This window comes from Neobacillus cucumis (genome assembly GCF_002860255.1).
In the GTDB taxonomy this organism is placed as follows: Bacteria; Bacillota; Bacilli; order Bacillales; family Cytobacillaceae; genus Neobacillus; species Neobacillus cucumis_A.
The window spans coordinates 25096-41534 of sequence record NZ_PGVE01000041.1 but is presented as its reverse complement, the minus strand read 5'-3'; the positions used below and the strand labels follow the sequence as shown (position 1 = coordinate 41534).

General features: G+C 38.9%; 12 protein-coding genes. 3 read left to right on the top strand and 9 right to left on the bottom strand.

The genetic code is table 11. The features are described 5' to 3' along the window. Positions 1-145: 145 nt before the first annotated feature. Both CVD27_RS10080 and CVD27_RS10075 read right to left on the bottom strand, forming a co-directional pair. Complete coding sequence (locus CVD27_RS10080; protein WP_101647781.1) at positions 146-3232, bottom strand: efflux RND transporter permease subunit; 3087 nt, start codon at positions 3230-3232, stop codon at positions 146-148. A 160-nt stretch (positions 3233-3392) separates the two neighbouring features. Further along, positions 3393-6146 carry a bifunctional YncE family protein/alkaline phosphatase family protein gene (locus tag CVD27_RS10075; protein WP_101647780.1) on the bottom strand — a complete coding sequence of 918 codons (2754 nt, stop codon included), beginning with the start codon at positions 6144-6146 and terminating at the stop codon, positions 3393-3395. Positions 6147-6439: 293 nt separating this feature from the next. Between CVD27_RS10075 and CVD27_RS10070 the strand changes: the two genes are divergently transcribed. Beyond that, complete coding sequence (locus CVD27_RS10070; RefSeq protein ID WP_101647779.1) at positions 6440-6622, top strand: hypothetical protein; 183 nt, start codon at positions 6440-6442, stop codon at positions 6620-6622. A 241-nt stretch (positions 6623-6863) separates the two neighbouring features. Continuing rightward, on the top strand, positions 6864-8057 hold the full coding sequence (locus tag CVD27_RS10065; protein WP_101647778.1) for a hypothetical protein: 1194 nt from the start codon (positions 6864-6866) through the stop codon (positions 8055-8057). 122 nt (positions 8058-8179) lie between these two features. On the opposite strand, the gene CVD27_RS10060 is transcribed toward CVD27_RS10065, so the two are convergent. After that, complete coding sequence (locus tag CVD27_RS10060) at positions 8180-10114, bottom strand: PhoX family protein (protein WP_101647777.1); 1935 nt, start codon at positions 10112-10114, stop codon at positions 8180-8182. A 264-nt stretch (positions 10115-10378) separates the two neighbouring features. On the opposite strand from CVD27_RS10060, the gene CVD27_RS10055 reads away from it, so the two are divergent. Then, positions 10379-11092 (top strand): response regulator transcription factor, encoded by a 714-nt coding sequence (locus CVD27_RS10055; protein WP_101647776.1) that lies wholly within the window; start codon positions 10379-10381, stop codon positions 11090-11092. A 77-nt stretch (positions 11093-11169) separates the two neighbouring features. Here the strand turns inward: CVD27_RS10055 and phoU are convergent, their stop codons facing one another. From phoU to CVD27_RS10025, 6 genes are all read right to left on the bottom strand, one after another. Continuing rightward, on the bottom strand, positions 11170-11829 hold the full coding sequence (gene phoU, locus CVD27_RS10050) for a phosphate signaling complex protein PhoU (protein WP_101647775.1): 660 nt from the start codon (positions 11827-11829) through the stop codon (positions 11170-11172). Between the two features lie 14 nt (positions 11830-11843). Continuing rightward, positions 11844-12617 (bottom strand): phosphate ABC transporter ATP-binding protein PstB, encoded by a 774-nt coding sequence (pstB, locus tag CVD27_RS10045; protein WP_101647774.1) that lies wholly within the window; start codon positions 12615-12617, stop codon positions 11844-11846. Positions 12618-12628: 11 nt separating this feature from the next. After that, complete coding sequence (gene pstB / locus CVD27_RS10040) at positions 12629-13444, bottom strand: phosphate ABC transporter ATP-binding protein PstB (RefSeq protein WP_101647773.1); 816 nt, start codon at positions 13442-13444, stop codon at positions 12629-12631. A gap of 17 nt (positions 13445-13461) precedes the next feature. Continuing rightward, positions 13462-14349, bottom strand: a complete 888-nt coding sequence (gene pstA, locus CVD27_RS10035; protein ID WP_101647772.1) for a phosphate ABC transporter permease PstA — start codon at positions 14347-14349, stop codon at positions 13462-13464. Next, complete coding sequence (pstC, locus tag CVD27_RS10030) at positions 14349-15215, bottom strand: phosphate ABC transporter permease subunit PstC (RefSeq protein ID WP_374703063.1); 867 nt, start codon at positions 15213-15215, stop codon at positions 14349-14351. The genes pstA and pstC overlap by 1 nt, the downstream gene beginning before the upstream one ends. Before the next feature lie 136 nt (positions 15216-15351). Then, entirely contained in the window at positions 15352-16260 is a 909-nt protein-coding gene (locus CVD27_RS10025; RefSeq protein WP_101647770.1) for a phosphate ABC transporter substrate-binding protein, read from the bottom strand. Positions 16261-16439 lie beyond the last annotated feature (179 nt).

Below are 16439 nucleotides of genomic sequence, written 5' to 3'. Positions count from 1 at the left end.
TAAAGGTTTTGTAAAGGTCTGATTTTATTTAAATAAGTAATTTTATTAAGATAGATCTTTTTCAGGTTAGAAAAAGATAGAAAAGGAACGAAACCATTTGGTTCCGCTCCGTTTTATCTACTATGAAAATTAATTAAAACTATGCCTATGCCGATAATCCTTGTTCCTGTTTAGATTTTAGTATATTTTGTTTCCTGCTCAGCCACTGATACATGATTGGAATGACTAAAAGGGAAATAACCGTAGAACTGACCATTCCACCAACAACCACAACACCCAGTGTTTGAGAAATAATCGCGTCTCCTTTGCCAGAAAAAGCTAAAGGAAGCAGTGTTAATATAGTTGTTCCAGCTGTCATTAATACTGGTCTTACCCTTGTTGCAGTCCCCAGAAGAATGGCTTTACTTGGTTCAAATCCTTCCAATAGATTTCTCTCAATCTTATCAACCAACACAATTCCGTTTGTTACAACAATGCCCGTTAACATTAATAATCCAACTAATGCCGCAAGATTCCACTCGAGCCTAAAAATAAACATTCCAATGACAGATCCTATAAAGGCTAATGGTATACAGATTAATACCGAAAGCGGGGCTTTCCACCCCCGAAAAACGGCACTAATAATGACAAGCACAAGTAAAATGGAGAAGAATAACGCCATTGCCATTTCATAAATCATTTGATATACCTGCTCGGGAGCACCTGCAAAAGAATACTCGACACCCTCTGGCAACGGAATTTTCTTAAGTTCTTTTTTTACTAGTTTAGTCACTTGAGCTATATCACTTGAAATGATGTTAGCCGTAATCATTGCATAAGGATGTCCATCCTTCTCTTGAATTACCGAGGTGCCTGCTGGCATTAATAGTGCCAGTTGATCCAAGGTCACTTTTTGCCCTTCCTTATTTATAAAGACCTCACCCCCAAGCAAAGAAAAAATATCCTGTGAGTTCTCATTCTGTTTATCCGTATGAATGACTACTGGGTAGATATTTTGATTAATGGAAATGATCCCTTTTGTTCCCTCAGCTGTATATTGCTGAATTCGCTCTAAAACATCATCCAGCTTAATTCCATAATGTTCGATAGCCTTTCGATTAAGTGTAATCTCATACTGAGTTGATTGGTCATCAACATCGGCTGCTCCTTGTACGGATAATCCGGGTACCAGTTTTAGCTGGCTGCGGATCGTTTGCGCCATGGTTTCCAGTGTCTGACTATCTGCTCCCGAGAGATTAATCTTTAACTGGGAATCGTCACCTGCGATATTTTGATTCGAAACCGTGTAAACAGCTTTACTTGACAATGAATTTAATTGCTCCTGGAGACTAGTGATAAAGGCATTTATATCTATACCATCCTTTACAACGACAGACAAATTGGCGATGTTTGGTTTCTGAAGCCATCCACCACCTGTATCAAATACATCATCAGACTGCGGCATAAAGGATGAACCCAGCCCTGATGAAAATGATTTTACCTGCGGATTGACTTTGAGTTGATTTTCCAGTCTTTTCACTACAGCGTCGACTTCTAATAAAGAAGTATTTTGCGGCATTTCGACTTGTACGCCAATTTGGCCAGTGCTGCTCGCCACTGGTAAAAAGTTTACCGGAAGAACGGCAGCCCCAGCCGAAGTGATTAGAAATAAAGCTAGACAAACCGAAACCACTAGTTTCTTCCTCTTAAACACCCATGTTAAGCATTTATGGGCAAATGGCTCAAAATCATCATTCCCTGAGATCGGTTTTCCCCTCCAAAAGAAGTTGTAAAGAACAGGAACTACTAGAATAGAGACAATTAGGGATATGATTAAGGCAATTACAACTGACCATGCAAATCCTGAAAATGCTGAGCTTACCAAGCCGCCGATTAGGGCAATCGGAACGTAAACTGCAACCGTTGTAGCTGTGGAGGAAACAATCGCAGGAATCATTTCACACACAGCTTTAGTTAACAATTGAATACTAGTCTTCCCATGTGCCTCATTGACTTTCCGGTTCATATTATCGAGAATTACAATCGAGTCATCGACAACCCGGCCCATGGCAACGATAAGTCCTGATACGGTAAGAAGATTGAGGCTGATTCCCATTGTTTTTAATAGACCTGTGGTAGCTAAAAGACAGATCGGCAGGGAAATAGCAATTAGAAAGGTAGAACGAACTTTACGAAAAAACAGAAACACACAAATCATGGAAAATAAAATACCTAATAAACCTTCCTTTATCAGTCCATTTAGCGACGCATTAACCTGCTCCCCTTGATCAAAAAGGATGGAAACTTGGATATCTTTATTCTTTAAGGCAGGGAAATCCTTAATAGTGCTTTTTATTCGATCAGATACATCTGTAATATTGGATGAAGATGTCTTCAACACATCTAAAAGTACGCTGGGATTCCCGTTTGTTCTTGAGATAGTCTCAAGGTTCACAATGGAGTTTGAAATGTCCGCGACTTTTGATAGCGGAATGGTTTTCCCCTGCTCATTACGTATAACAAGCTGCATCAAATCCTGCTGATTTAATTCCCAGCCGGAGACCTTAACCGGTATAGAAACCTGGTTATTTGATACCTTTCCTTCCATTCCAGTTGTATAGTTATCTGCGAGTGAACGTTTCACATCATCTACTGTATACCCAGCTTTTTTCAAATCCTCCATCCTCAAGTTTACTGCATAACCTGCAGAACCACCTCCGGATACTCGGACATCTTGTACACCTGGTACTGATTTCAATTGATTTACAAATTCTTCTTGAATAGTGGAGCGTAGTGTATTTTCTGTAATATTAGGAGAAGAACTAATCAGACTCATTCTTATAATTGGCATGGAATGAGTGCTCAGTCGTGTTACTAACGGTTTTTCTATATCAGCGGGCAGTTTAATATCACCTAAAGCTTTAGTTACCTGCTCCTCAGCCTGCTTCATATCATAACTCATTGGAAAGTTTAGGCTGAGCAATGCCCCGCCATTAAAAGAGGTGGTTTCTACATCTTCTAGACCTTCTACTACCCGAACTGCCTGCTGAATCGGTTTGGTTATGTTTGCTTTTACTTGGTCCGCCTGATAATTATCTGCACGGACAGTTACCGATAAGGTGGAATTATTAATTTCCGGCAGATAATCACGCTGGATTTGCCATGCAGACATTCCCCCCCATACGAGAATTAGTCCAATTAAGGTTACAATCAGAATCGAACGCTTCATCGTTTCGTTTATTAATCGTTCCATGTTTCTCCCCCTCTGTATGTAATTTTTACAGTTGATTGTTTTCTTCATTTAATTTTGTAAATATCCATTTAAAATCACTAATTTATAACAATAGCTACCCACTTGGGTAGCTATTAGTTATACTTCAAAAGCAAATTAAGAAACTATTAAACTAGTAATCTTAATCATTGTCAGCAGGTGATGGAGCAAAGCTTTCAGGCTGCTTCTCTACCTCTTCAGGTGTATGAACCTTTTTCTCACCTGGATATGGCTTATCAAAGCCTTTTGTTGCATACCAAACGGCATGATTCAGCATATTAGCGTTGGTCTCATCCGGTGAGGCATTTCTGCCTACTAACTTTTCTTTGTTCTTATTGGACCACTCTGTCCATTTTTTCGAGAGTTCCTGTGCCTCCGGTGTCACCTTTTCTGTATTAGCCAGTGCTGCTGTATTTGAATTTGGCTGGCCATTTATGGTGTCAAGTGGAATTTGGTTTTGTTCCACGGTATATGGTGTAAAGTCTGGTTCATTTGTAAAAATTTCACTCATTGGTTCCGCTGCTGCATCGTTTTGATTCATTGGCTGAAGCCCCAAAATCTGCTCAATACTGCGAACCATGTTAATAACTGTCCAATAATGGCTGTTAGTCACGCCTTTTTTCACCCATGGGCTGATTACAAACGCCGGCTCACGGTGACCATCAACGTGGTCAAGACCATTTTGAGCATCATCCTCGGTAACGATGATCACTGAGTCCTTCCAATACTTACTGTGAGAAATAAGATCGACAATTTTACCGACCGCCAGATCGTTGTCCGCTACCATTGCCTGTGGTGTAGGAGACCCAGTAGCGGTACCGTTTGTGTGGTCATTCGTGACCCACAACGTGTTCAATGCCGGTAAATCATCATTCTTTACGTGTTGTTCAAACTGACGCTTGAAAATTTCAAAACGGTACTGGTCCGGAATGCCCATATCGAATGTAGGGAACGGTTTATGTGTAATTGGCCCAAGCGACGGAATGTCATATTTCGCCTCGTAGTTGCCAATTGGAACGTGCAGATCGCCTTGCTTTTGACCTGATAGGATTAGATAGTCATTATACCAATCAGTCCAAGTTCCACGAGGTGCCGTACCTGTAAAATCAGTCGTGTCTTCGCCAAAATTCTCTACCGATACGCCTTGCTTAATGGCTTGATCCCATAAATGTCCTGTAGGGGCATATGCCATTGGGTCTCCCGCTCCGCCCGGATAGCTTCGGATGTTAGCTGTATCAGTTTCTTTATCCTCATAGTCTGTATTTGTACCCTGCATGACCCATTGGTGTCCACTTGCTGACTGAATACCGGAAACATAAAAATTATCTAAAAGCGGATAGGTTTCGGCCAATTTATGGAAGTTCGGTGTAACAGTTTTTGGGAACTGTGTTAATGCTACTTCTCCATTACCCTTTCCTAAGTCACCAAGTACCTGATCATACGTACGATTCTCTTTAATAATGTAGAATACATGTTTAATTGTGGATGGCTCACCAATACGCTCTGGCATTGCAACTGGTTTCTTGTTATTTCGTGGCTCCGCATTTCGATTCTTTATGCCATACCAGTTGTTATTTGAATATACCTGCTTTGTTCCTTTAACAAGATCTTCTGTTGAAGGGAATGGAATCAATGATAATGACCCAATTTGAGCATAGGATGAGTGTCCCGATACCTTAATCCCTTGAATAGTTAAATCACGTGCGGGGCCGCGTGAACCTATACCATCTGCATTCGCAACTACTAAATTTTTATTTTCGGAATCCACGGCAATATCAACCGGGAACCAGCCTGTTGGTAAGAGACCTTGAAGTTCAGGAGTCTTATCCGGTCCCTGCCAGTCATAAACTGCAATGGCATTATCGCGGCCAAGGCTGACCATTAATTTATTATCTACTACCTTGACAGCGTTTGGTGCAGCACCTTTATGAGCATCCGGATATGGTTCAATGTCAATTGTTTGTACTACTGTATTTGTTTTAGAGTCAATAACCGAAATGGTATCACTGTTCGTATTGGTTACAAATATGTATTGGCCTGACTGGGTCATACGTTCCGGCTGTACGCCAACATCGATTGTTTTTGTAACGGTATTTGTAGTCAGGTCGATTACCGAAACAGTACCTGTAGATGTAGCACCTGTCTTTGGATCTACAACCACTTGTGTTCCCGAAGAGTCAACCGTTGTATCTCCAGCTTTCGCTTTCCTACCGCCCTGGTTAGTCACGTAAGCTGTATTTCCATCAACTAAAACACTTGTTGGAGCATTATCTACCGCAATTTTAGCTGTCAATGCGCCTGTTTGAGGATCAATCACACCAAGGCTGTTGTCACGATTAAGAGCTACTAAAAGCTGGCCTTGTGGTCCAATGTTTAAATCAAGAGGGTTGATATTTCCGCCTGGAGCTGCATTTGGCAGGGTGTAAGTCTTTTGAATAGCTGGGGTTCCGTCTGTGCCAACAGACATGACGACTACTTTACCCTTTCCGCTCTTAGAGCCAGTTGCATATAGCTGACTTCCATCCTTTGAATAAGCTAATCCCCACATAGTTGAAAGGCCTAAGTCTAAATCTTTAAGCGTCAGTTTTCCTGTAGTAAGGTCAACTACATTAATTCCCTTGCCGCCGTAATTGTTACGGCCAACCATTGTTACAGCTGTTTTTCCATTAGGATTAACCGCAACGGTAATCGGGTTGCCGCCAAATTCAATTTGCTTTCCAGCTGGTGTGATCAATTGGTTCACGGGTGTTTGTACTGAACCATCAGCTTGTTCACCCACTAGATTGCTTCCAAAACCACTTTCTTGGGCAGCATATGCCCCGGCTGAACCAAGCAGCATCGTACTTAATGTAAGTCCAGCAATCAGCTTTTTCTTTTTTCTAAGTTTTTTTAACATACCTCTCGTCCCCTTTCTTTTGTACATGAATAGACTACTCTTGTTTTATTAATCTCTTATTGCCGCATCGTAAATCTCTCATTAATAAGTGTAAAAAATATATTAAAAAAATTCTGACTAATTAACCACTACTATTGGACTAGCACTTTTCGGGTTTACTTTCTGCAGTTAATGGGTATATTCAATTCGTAATTAAAAGATTAATAATTCTTTAACAATTGCTTCATCATCTCTTAAAATTCGATTCGTATAATGTGATTTGTGCAGTTCATTACTAATTAGGAGGATCTAAAATGTTCTTACAAAAGTTAGCTCAAGGTGGAATGATTACCATTGATTATTATAATAAGGGTGCACTAAAGACACTTAAAGGGAGTGTATATTGTCTAAATCTCAAGGAACAACTCCTTTCATTAAAAGATGAAAAACAAGTAATGCATTCTATTCGTTTATCTGGTATTAAACAAATTCATTAACTCCCTATAGGAACCCTCAGTTATAACCTTCAAACATCAAGGTTATTTTTTTACCTCCCTACTGCAAACCATCTGAAAAGTAATCGTCGTTCTTGGTATTTCTAACCATTTTATTTTATTTCAGCTGCTACCCTATACCAAATAAATTACTTGTACATATTGTATGATTGTACGAAGTTTATTTCGGTTTAGAGTTCAGTACTTTTGCTATTTCATATTTAAAATACAAGGAGGTTCATAGATGGTTGGAGGTCCAATTATATTAATGGGAATTGATGCAGAAGACGGTGGTGTTGGCGGGCACGGTCCGATTGCAAACTATATAAGTGTAGTGAATGACATTTTATCTAATGTATCGAATGGTGGTTCAGGTATTTTAGTAATCGGTGGTGGAAAGGATACTACTACCCCAGATCAGGTCACAGCGTTTTGGAATGCAATATCTTCAGGTACTGGAGTGACTGTGACATATGTCAACGGTGCAGCAAACATTGCAGCTCAATCCTTTGCAGGTTTTGCAATGCTCGCGGTTGTCAGCGATGTGAACAACACGCCTTCAGGAGGATTAACGGCAGCTGAAAACGATGCTCTGACTGCGAGAGCTGCAGATTTCGCAGCATTTGTAAACGGTGGAGGAGGTCTTCTCGGCTTTTCATCCGATTTTGCTCCGACTTCCTTACCTTACGGCTATTTAACAATAGTGGGAACGTTTGTTGTTACTACCGTCAACCAATATGATAATATTGCCCCAACTGCTGCCGGTATGGCTATTGGCATTACCGATGCTCTTGATATTTGCTGTTGGCATCAAGTATTTAACAGTTTTCCATCTTTTCTGGGCATTTTAGCTACCAATAATGTCCAAGGTAATCCGGGGTTTGGAGTCCCCGCAGCCATAGGTGGACAACAAATTGTCGTAGGAACGACTACTACAACAACTACTACAACTACCACATCCACTACATCCACAACAACTACTACAACTCAATGCCCAATTCCAAATCCGCAAACCTGCTGTGTTGCAACTGTTGAGTTTCTTACTCAATTAGTTCCACCAGCACTTGAAGGCACTGTGGAAATTACAGCAATTGATGTTGAAGCCGCTATTGAAGCTGTTTGTCCTGAAAAAGTAGTTATCTGTGGTAAAGTAATTAAAGAAATCACCTATACTGCGGTTGCGGCTGATGGCACTCAAACCCCTGGTACAGTGAGATTCGATGAAAGATCATTCCAATGTGTGATTGACCGTGAGGATGCTGACGAAGGAGAAGTTACAGACTTTGTTATCGTAGGTGCTGATATCCTATGTCAAGCAAGTTCCTTTGTACAGAACATGGGCACAAGACCTGATATCAACAACCCTGGCGGAACTGTAAATGTCTTCTGGAAGCTCAGAGAGAAAGATTTGGTCAAAGTTTGTATCAGAAGAGTTTGATTGCAACCACTGTGAACAACTTTTCCTTAGCTTGTGAATAGTAAAGTTTACGGCCATTTAATAACAAACTCCGGTAACCATTGGTTATCGGAGTTTAATTGTAAACTTTTAGCTGTTATTTATTATTTCAAGTCGCTTTTTACATCACGATTAGCATTTTGCAAGTCTTCTAAAGAAGGAAGTCCCGAAATATAGCCTACTCCACCCGTACGATCAATTCCTATTTCTTTTTCCATCGCTTGTTCTAATTCAGTTTTATCTACTGCTGTAATTTTCTTACCTTCTAATTCATCACCAGGATGTTGGAAATTGCTCATGATGTAAGAGAAGCCATTTCGGTTATCCGCAGCAAACAAACCTGTTGCTTCCGCTCCGGCTGGAACCGATAAGATTCTAGTAAGTTCCTTTGTATCGACATTATATGCCCAGACAAAGTTATTGGTATGCATTCCACTATCTTCCCCGATAAATAAGGTTCTTAATGCTTCTGAGTAGCTTAAATTATCCGTATTGGCTACTTTATTTACATTTGCTGTATTTCCATACTCGTCAGCAGTTGGCATATCTTCACCGGCAATTAAACCAGACATACTAGCCGCCACATATTTACTATTAATCTTTTGGCCAGTGCTGTCCTTTTGTCCATCTGTTAAATCTAATTGATATGTTACACCTGATTTAATTTTTGGAAGTTTAATATCATCAACTGGATCGGCAGCATTTTCGAGCATACCGTTACTTTGATCGGAAATAGCAATATACACTTTTTTATCCTTTTCGTTTAAGGTTACACCTTCCATTTTATTAAATTCAGATGTCGCTCCAAGTAATGCTGCATAACGGCGAGACTCTAAGAAAGCTGCAGCCTTTTCCATACCAGGCTTTAATTTTAGGTATTCTGTTTTTCCATACGAATATTGCTTAATGGCTTTAAAGCCTTCTTTTGGAACATCTGAAGTTTCGAAAATATCACTGAACTTAACACCGCTGTCGATGATATCTTTGACTTCTTTATCTGTCGAATGACCAAGTTTAATCCATTCCAGGTTACCAGACCCGCCATTTTCTGTGCCCGTTTGATGGAATTTCGCTGCATAAAGTGTACCCGCTGTCAGATTTTTTGCTTCGTCAGCAACATACATAAACATTGTTGTATAAGAGCCATCGTCACCAAAGAATGCAGTCCGATTATCTGGCATCATCTTCATTAACTCATGAGAGAAACGTCCAATACTATAATGTTTAGACACCGAAGATTCTCCGTCTTTGTCTACCTTAATTTCAGGAACAAAGCCATAGAAATATGGATTGGCCTTAGACTTATCTCCAAAATAAAGCTTAGCAAAGCTTTCAACTGAAGTTCTTGCAGAGGAACTTGGATTTAATTCGAAACTGCGAGCATCAGGCTCATACTCTTCAGATCCTAAGTGTGTATTCCATGGTGAAAGGGATCCGTTACAAGGAATCCAAAGTCCATTCACACTTGAAAAATCAATTTTTTTAACCTCTGTAGGTGTTAATTCCCCCGTTTTGTCATCTTGTTCTAATTTAGATAATGACATGGACGCTGGAACAATTCCATATGCTGACTTACCAGCGGCATCGATGGTTTGATATTCGTAGTGAGTCACCATATAAAGCTGTCCTTTAATTGGGTTCAATAAACTATTAGAATCAGGGGCATCTGAAACAAAATAGGTTGGTTTTCCCTCGACACTGGTATCCATGATTGGATCACCATTTACATCAATAGGTGTGCCTGCTGGGATTAAAGTTCCTTTATTTGTCGCAACTTTATCTTCAGATTTAAAAAGCCTCTTATAAGAAAGTGGGAAGTTTTTCACTACTCCATTACTATATTTTACGTCCATAGAAGCTTTTGTATAAGTCTGAACCATTTGGTCAATGGTTTTCGGTGCTTCCATCCCGTTAAACTTTACAGAATCAATAGTAACATGACCATTTCCTGCAGCTGCAGCAGGTGTTAAAGCTGGAATGGTTAATGCTAGCCCTAATGCAATTGTAGTCACTTTTTTGCTAAAACGTTTTTTCCCCATTGTTCTCCCCCTAGAATCTCGTACTTTTTGTTTACATATCTATTAAATAAAAAAAATATTAATCTAGGGTTGTTAGTTTGTTAAGGATACGTAAATTTACGTTAATTCCTTGTAAAGTTTCCTTTGATTAAATTGTAAAAAACTGAAACTAAAATTATCATTAATATAGACCTCTCCTTAACGGTCCAAGTTATTTAAAATAACTTACAAGATTTTTAGTTTTCTATACATAGGAAATTGGTACTTGTGTAATGGGGGATTGCTATGAGAAATAAAATACTTGTGATCGATGACGAACCATCAATAATTGATTTGCTTCAATATAATTTGAAGCAGGCGGGTTTTGAAATTTTGACTGCATTGGATGGTGAAGAGGGAAAAAGACTTGCGGAAACGGAATCACCGGATTTCATCCTACTAGATTTAATGCTCCCAAAGTTAGATGGTATGGAGGTGTGTAAACAGCTTCGGCAAAAACAAATCATGACACCTATTTTAATGCTCACTGCTAAAGATGAAGAAATTGATAAACTACTGGGCCTTGAGTTAGGTGCTGATGACTATATGGTTAAACCATTTAGCCCGAGAGAGGTTATAGCCAGAATAAAGGCCATTTTAAGAAGAACTCAAGTTCAATCAGAAACAGCCGTTGACAATAAATTTGAAGAGACAAAAATAGTCATAGGTGAATTATTTATTTATCCTAAAAAATTTGAAGCATACTTCAAGGGGGATCTCATAGAACTAACCTTAAAAGAATTTGAATTGCTTCTTTTTCTAGCGAGAAATAGAGGCCGTGTTCAAAGTCGGGATGAATTGCTCAATGCTGTGTGGAAAAATGAGTTTTCTAGCGATACTAGAATCGTGGATGTACATATATCCCGTTTAAGAGAAAAACTTAAAGAGGAAACAAAAAGGCCAGTTTATATTAAAACATTTAGAGGAATTGGCTATAAATTGGAAGAGCCAAAAAATTAATTAAAACATAAAAAGGCTGCCTTCCTCATTTATTTGGAACTGGCAGCCCTTCAACAATCCTGGTATATTTGATTATGTTATGCATTTAAATCATAACGTTCTCCTGTTACAAGGTAAATAACATGTTCAGCGATATTGGTGGAATGATCCGCTAACCTTTCAATATATCTACATACGAAAGCTAATTGTGTAATTTGATTTATATGAGCTGGATATTTCTCTATATACCCCAGTAATTCCTTAATTAAGCTTCCATACATTTCATCGACTTTATCATCTTTTTCTGCACATTTTCTTGCAAGTTCTACATCCTCTGTTAAGAAAGCATTTAGTGAATCACTTAACATGTCTAACGCAAGATCCATCATTTTAGGGATGTCGACAATTTCCTTAATCAGTTTTTCCTTACCAATATGTAAGGTGGATTTTGCAATGTTAACGGCATTATCGGCGATACGCTCAACCTCAGAAGAGATTTTTAACGCAACTATAATTTTTCTTAAGTCACCTGCCACTGGAGACTCCTTTGCAATTAATATAATGGCCTTATTGTTTATTTCATGTTCAAGTTCATCAATAATCGTATCATTTTCAATAATTTTGTTGGCTTTTTCAATATCTTGTTGGATGAGTGTGTTAATACTCTCTTTAATAGCCTGTTCCGATTTCCGAGCCATCTCGATCAGCATCTCTTTTAACTGTTTTAAATTAGTATCAAAATTGAATCTTGTATTCATCCTGTTCACTCCTATTAACCAAATCTACCTGTAATATATCCTTCTGTACGTTCATCCTTCGGGTTTGAGAATATCTTTGAGGTATCATCAAGTTCAATTAATTCTCCCATTAAAAAGAATGCGGTTTGGTCTGATACCCTTGAGGCTTGCTGCATATTATGTGTCACAATGACGATCGTATATTTTTCTTTCAGCTCTAAAATTAGTTGTTCAATTTTTAAGGTTGAAATGGGATCAAGTGCGGATGTCGGTTCGTCCATTAGCAAAACATCCGGTTTTGTCGCAAGTGCCCTGGCAATGCACAACCGCTGTTGCTGTCCTCCGGAAAGTCCTAGTGCTGGCGCATCTAATCGGTCTTTTACTTCATCCCAAAGTGCGACATCCATTAAGGATTTAGTGACGATTTCCTCAAGATGAGTTCTTCTTTTAATGCCATGTATTCTTGGTCCATATGCCACATTATCAAAGATCGATTGTGGAAAAGGATTTCCCTTTTGAAAAACCATCCCTACATTTTTTCGCAATTCTACAAGATCCATCTTTTCATTTAAAATATTTTGTCCATTATAATTGATTTCGCCCGTCATCCTTACGTTTGGAACATAATTAATCATCAAGTTCAAAGTTTTAATGAAGGTTGACTTTCCACAGCCAGAAGGTCCAATAATGGCAGTTACTTCCTTTTTGTTAATAGGAAAGTTAATACTTTTTAAGGCATGATGCTCTCCGTACCATAGATTCAAATCATTTATTTGAAAGACCTGTCTATGTACCGTTATGTTAGACATATTGCTCCCCCTTACCCGAACCTTCCTGAAATATATTCTTCGGTTTTTTTCACAGAAGGATTAGTAAATATTTTCTCCGTAAGGTCATATTCAATCAAGTCACCACTTAAGAAGAAAGCTGTTTTATCGGAAATACGTGATGCTTGCTGCATATTATGAGTAACGATAATTATCGAATAGTCCTTTTTTAATTCCACGATTAAGTCTTCCACCTTTGCATTAGAGATCGGATCAAGAGCGGAAGACGGCTCATCCAGCAGCATAACGGTTGGTTTCATCGCAATCGTTCTGGCTATGCAAAGCCGTTGCTGCTGCCCTCCTGAAAGGGATAGGGCTGATTTGTGTAACCGATCCTTAACTTCTTCCCACAATGCTGCCTTTTGAAGACTTACCTCTACAATCTTGTCTAATTCGCTTTTCTTTCTGATTCCTGCAAACTTTAAGGCATGGGTTATATTTTCATAAATGGATTTTGGAAAGGGATTCGGTTTTTGAAATACCATGCCAATTTCTTTTCGCAAAGCGACTACATTTATTTGGTCTGATAAAATATTTAAGTCCTCATAAATAATTTCTCCTTCTGCCCTTGCGCCAGGGATTAGATCATTCATTCTATTAATACTGCGTAAAAAAGTGGACTTCCCGCAGCCTGATGGGCCGATTAGTGCTGTAACAGAATTCTTTTCAATATCCATCGAAATACCATTTACAGCTCGCTTTTCCCCATAGAAAATTTCCAAGTTATTAACTTTTAATATATTATTTTTTTGGTGGTTGTCATTATTTCGAATCGTTTCAACAGGTCTTTCACTTGTTGCCGTTACCATGCCTGATCACCTGCTTTTTATTTAGTTGCTGTGATTTTCCGATGAATCATACTTCCTATCCATCTTGCTAACAAATTAAAGATTAATACTGATAATACTAACACGGCTGCTGCACCGCTTGATACTTCTTCTACATCTGGAATTAAGCCTTGTGTATTAACAGACCATATATGAACGGCTAAAGTTTCCGCTGGCCGAAAAATATTTAATGGGGAGGTTGCAGAAAATGGATTCCAGTTGGCGTAATCAAGGCGTGGTGTAGACAAACCTGCCGTGAATAATAATGCAGCCGCTTCACCAAACACACGCCCTGCTGCAAGGATAATACCAGTTAAGATGGTTGGAAATGCACTTGGTAAAATCACTGTTTTAATCGTATGCCAATGCGTAATACCTAAAGCAAGACTAGCCTCTTTTAACTCTCTTGGAACCGAACGAATGGCATCCTCACTTACACGTACAATCACTGGTAAATTGAAGACAGTTAATGCCAGTGCTCCTCCTAAGATTGTATAGCCCCATCCTGTTAAATTAACGAACATGAGAAGACCAAACATTCCAATAACAATGGAAGGGAGGGATGCTAAAACTTCTACACAAGAACGGATAATATCGGTTACCTTACCTGGTTTAGAATACTCTGCCATATAAATTCCTCCGCCTATACCTAGAGGTGCGGCAATCAGCATCGTAATAAAGAGAACATAAAACGAGTTAAATAATTGGTCCCTGATTCCCCCGCCAGCCATTACGTTGCTTGATGGAGAGGTTAAGAAATTAAGGGATATGTTTTTTAATCCGTTGACCAAAATATAGTAAAATAATCCAACTAGGACCAAAATGATAATAAGTGCTATGAAATAGAAGATAGCGGATGCTATACGATCATTTGTTTTGGTATTCATTACACCTTCCTCCTTGAAGATAGGTAACGGATGAGGAGAATAAAAGCGAACGACATGATTAATAAAATTAATCCCATCGACCAAAGTGTATTATTTTCTACACTTCCATAAGTAGTATGACCCATATTTAATGTAATAATGGTTGTTAGGGTTGCAGAAGCATCTAAAAGGCTTGATGGCAGATCCTTTACGTTTCCAATAACCATCTGTACAGCTAAAGCCTCACCAAATGCTCTCGCCATCCCTAAAACAATAGCCGTAAGAAGCGTTGGTAATGCTGCAGGAATCAGCACTTTTCGGATGGTTTGCCATCGGGTTGCACCAAGCGCATAAGATCCTTCTCTCAGTGTCTTGGGCAAAGAACTCATCGAATCTGTTGCAATGGTTGTTACCGTAGGTAAAATCATAACCGACAAGACAATGGTTCCTGAAAGTAAGCTAAACCCCAGTCCACCTACATTCTCCCTGATAAATGGAACTAATACTGAAAGTCCAATAAATCCGTAAACAACAGATGGGATTCCAACTAATAATTCAATCACAGGCTGTAAAATTTTTCTTCCCCAGGATGGAGCAATTTCCGTCATAAATATAGCTCCGCCTATACCTAATGGTGCTGCTACCAAAGCTGAAAGAAAGGTAACAGCGAATGATCCGAAAATGAACGGTAATGTTCCATATTCAGGGTTAGCTTGATTCGTAGGATTCCAATTTTTACTAGTAATGAACTCTACAAGGCTAACACCGTTTTTTATGAAGGATTGAAGTCCTTTTGTGCCTAAAAAAATGGTAATGGCAATGGTTGCAGATATCATAATAACAGCGCATAAAATTACAAGGGTTTTCCCTCTTGTCTCTCCGCCCATCCAATTTTTACCTGACTTTAATAATCGATCTTTTGCAGGAACAGCCTTTTCCATTTCTATCCATCACCCCTTATTCATTCATAAGGGTAAATGCGCATTTATCACATTTACCCTTTTAACAAATCTAATCTGTTCATTATTTATTTGTTTGATTTCCTTTTGCATCTCGTTCTACTTTCATTTTTGTTACAGGTAGATACCCTTGGGCTTTTAATAAGTTGTTTTGAACATTGTCTGACATTAAATAATCTAAAAAGGCTTTCGCCGCACCGCTTGGTTCTCCCTTTGTATACGAATGTTCGTATGCCCATATTGGGAATTTACCTGATTGTACGTTCTCATCAGTTGGTTCTACACCATCGATAGATAGTGGGGTTACCTTATCGTCTGTAAAATAAGAGAAGGCCAAATAACCAACGGCTCCTGCGGTTTCATTGATGATTTTTTTAACAGTATTTGAAGAATCTTCTGTAATCCCTTCCGCAGGAGTTGCGCCATTTAGACCAAATTTATTAAAAACGGCACGGGTTCCTGAAGCATCAGGGCGATTAACTAATACGATTTTTTGATCCTTACCGCCCACGTCTTTCCAATTTGTAATCTTACCCGTAAAAACTTTGATGAGATTATCTTTTGAGATGTCTTTAATACCGACATCTGGGTTAACGGCTGCAGTGATGCCCACTACTGCTACTTTATGGTCCACTAATTGGTCAGCCGGAATTCCTTCTTTTTCTTCTGCAAATACATCCGAATTTCCAATTTGAACAGATCCTTCAGCGACTTGTGATAAACCAGTACCGGATCCACCTGCATTCACCTGAATATCAACCTTCGGATTATCCGCCATAAATTGTTCCGCAGCAGCAGCTACAAGTGGCTGCATCGCTGTTGAACCTGAAACAACTATAGAGCCGGAAACTTCTTTACCACCTTTATCAGCAGTGTCTTTGTTAGTATCTTTTGTACCTCCGCCACAAGCAGCAACAAATACCATTAGAGCTACGATTGTCATCAATAGGCTAAATTTTTTAAAATTTTTCATTTCGGTGATTCCTCCTATAAATGTGGTAATAAATCATAGTCTAACTTACATTTTCATCAAGAACGTTGAGATGTTAACTTGTAGAATTCGATGTAAGGATTAGTTCTATGTAGAAAAAATTTTTTCTCTTGTATATCATTCCTTTTTAAGAATGATTTATTATATTTTTTAATTGGAGT

Excerpts from the sequence above, each read along its gene's own strand:
- CVD27_RS10080 (WP_101647781.1), bottom strand. The coding sequence starts at position 3,232 with ATGGAACGATTAATAAACGAAACGATGAAGCGTTCGATTCTGATTGTA.
- CVD27_RS10075 (WP_101647780.1), bottom strand. The coding sequence starts at position 6,146 with ATGTTAAAAAAACTTAGAAAAAAGAAAAAGCTGATTGCTGGACTTACA.
- CVD27_RS10070 (WP_101647779.1), top strand. The coding sequence starts at position 6,440 with ATGTTCTTACAAAAGTTAGCTCAAGGTGGAATGATTACCATTGATTAT.
- CVD27_RS10065 (WP_101647778.1), top strand. The coding sequence starts at position 6,864 with ATGGTTGGAGGTCCAATTATATTAATGGGAATTGATGCAGAAGACGGT.
- CVD27_RS10060 (WP_101647777.1), bottom strand. The coding sequence starts at position 10,114 with ATGGGGAAAAAACGTTTTAGCAAAAAAGTGACTACAATTGCATTAGGG.
- CVD27_RS10055 (WP_101647776.1), top strand. The coding sequence starts at position 10,379 with ATGAGAAATAAAATACTTGTGATCGATGACGAACCATCAATAATTGAT.
- phoU (WP_101647775.1), bottom strand. The coding sequence starts at position 11,829 with ATGAATACAAGATTCAATTTTGATACTAATTTAAAACAGTTAAAAGAG.
- pstB (WP_101647774.1), bottom strand. The coding sequence starts at position 12,617 with ATGTCTAACATAACGGTACATAGACAGGTCTTTCAAATAAATGATTTG.
- pstB (WP_101647773.1), bottom strand. The coding sequence starts at position 13,444 with ATGGTAACGGCAACAAGTGAAAGACCTGTTGAAACGATTCGAAATAAT.
- pstA (WP_101647772.1), bottom strand. The coding sequence starts at position 14,349 with ATGAATACCAAAACAAATGATCGTATAGCATCCGCTATCTTCTATTTC.
- pstC (WP_374703063.1), bottom strand. The coding sequence starts at position 15,215 with ATGGGCGGAGAGACAAGAGGGAAAACCCTTGTAATTTTATGCGCTGTT.
- CVD27_RS10025 (WP_101647770.1), bottom strand. The coding sequence starts at position 16,260 with ATGAAAAATTTTAAAAAATTTAGCCTATTGATGACAATCGTAGCTCTA.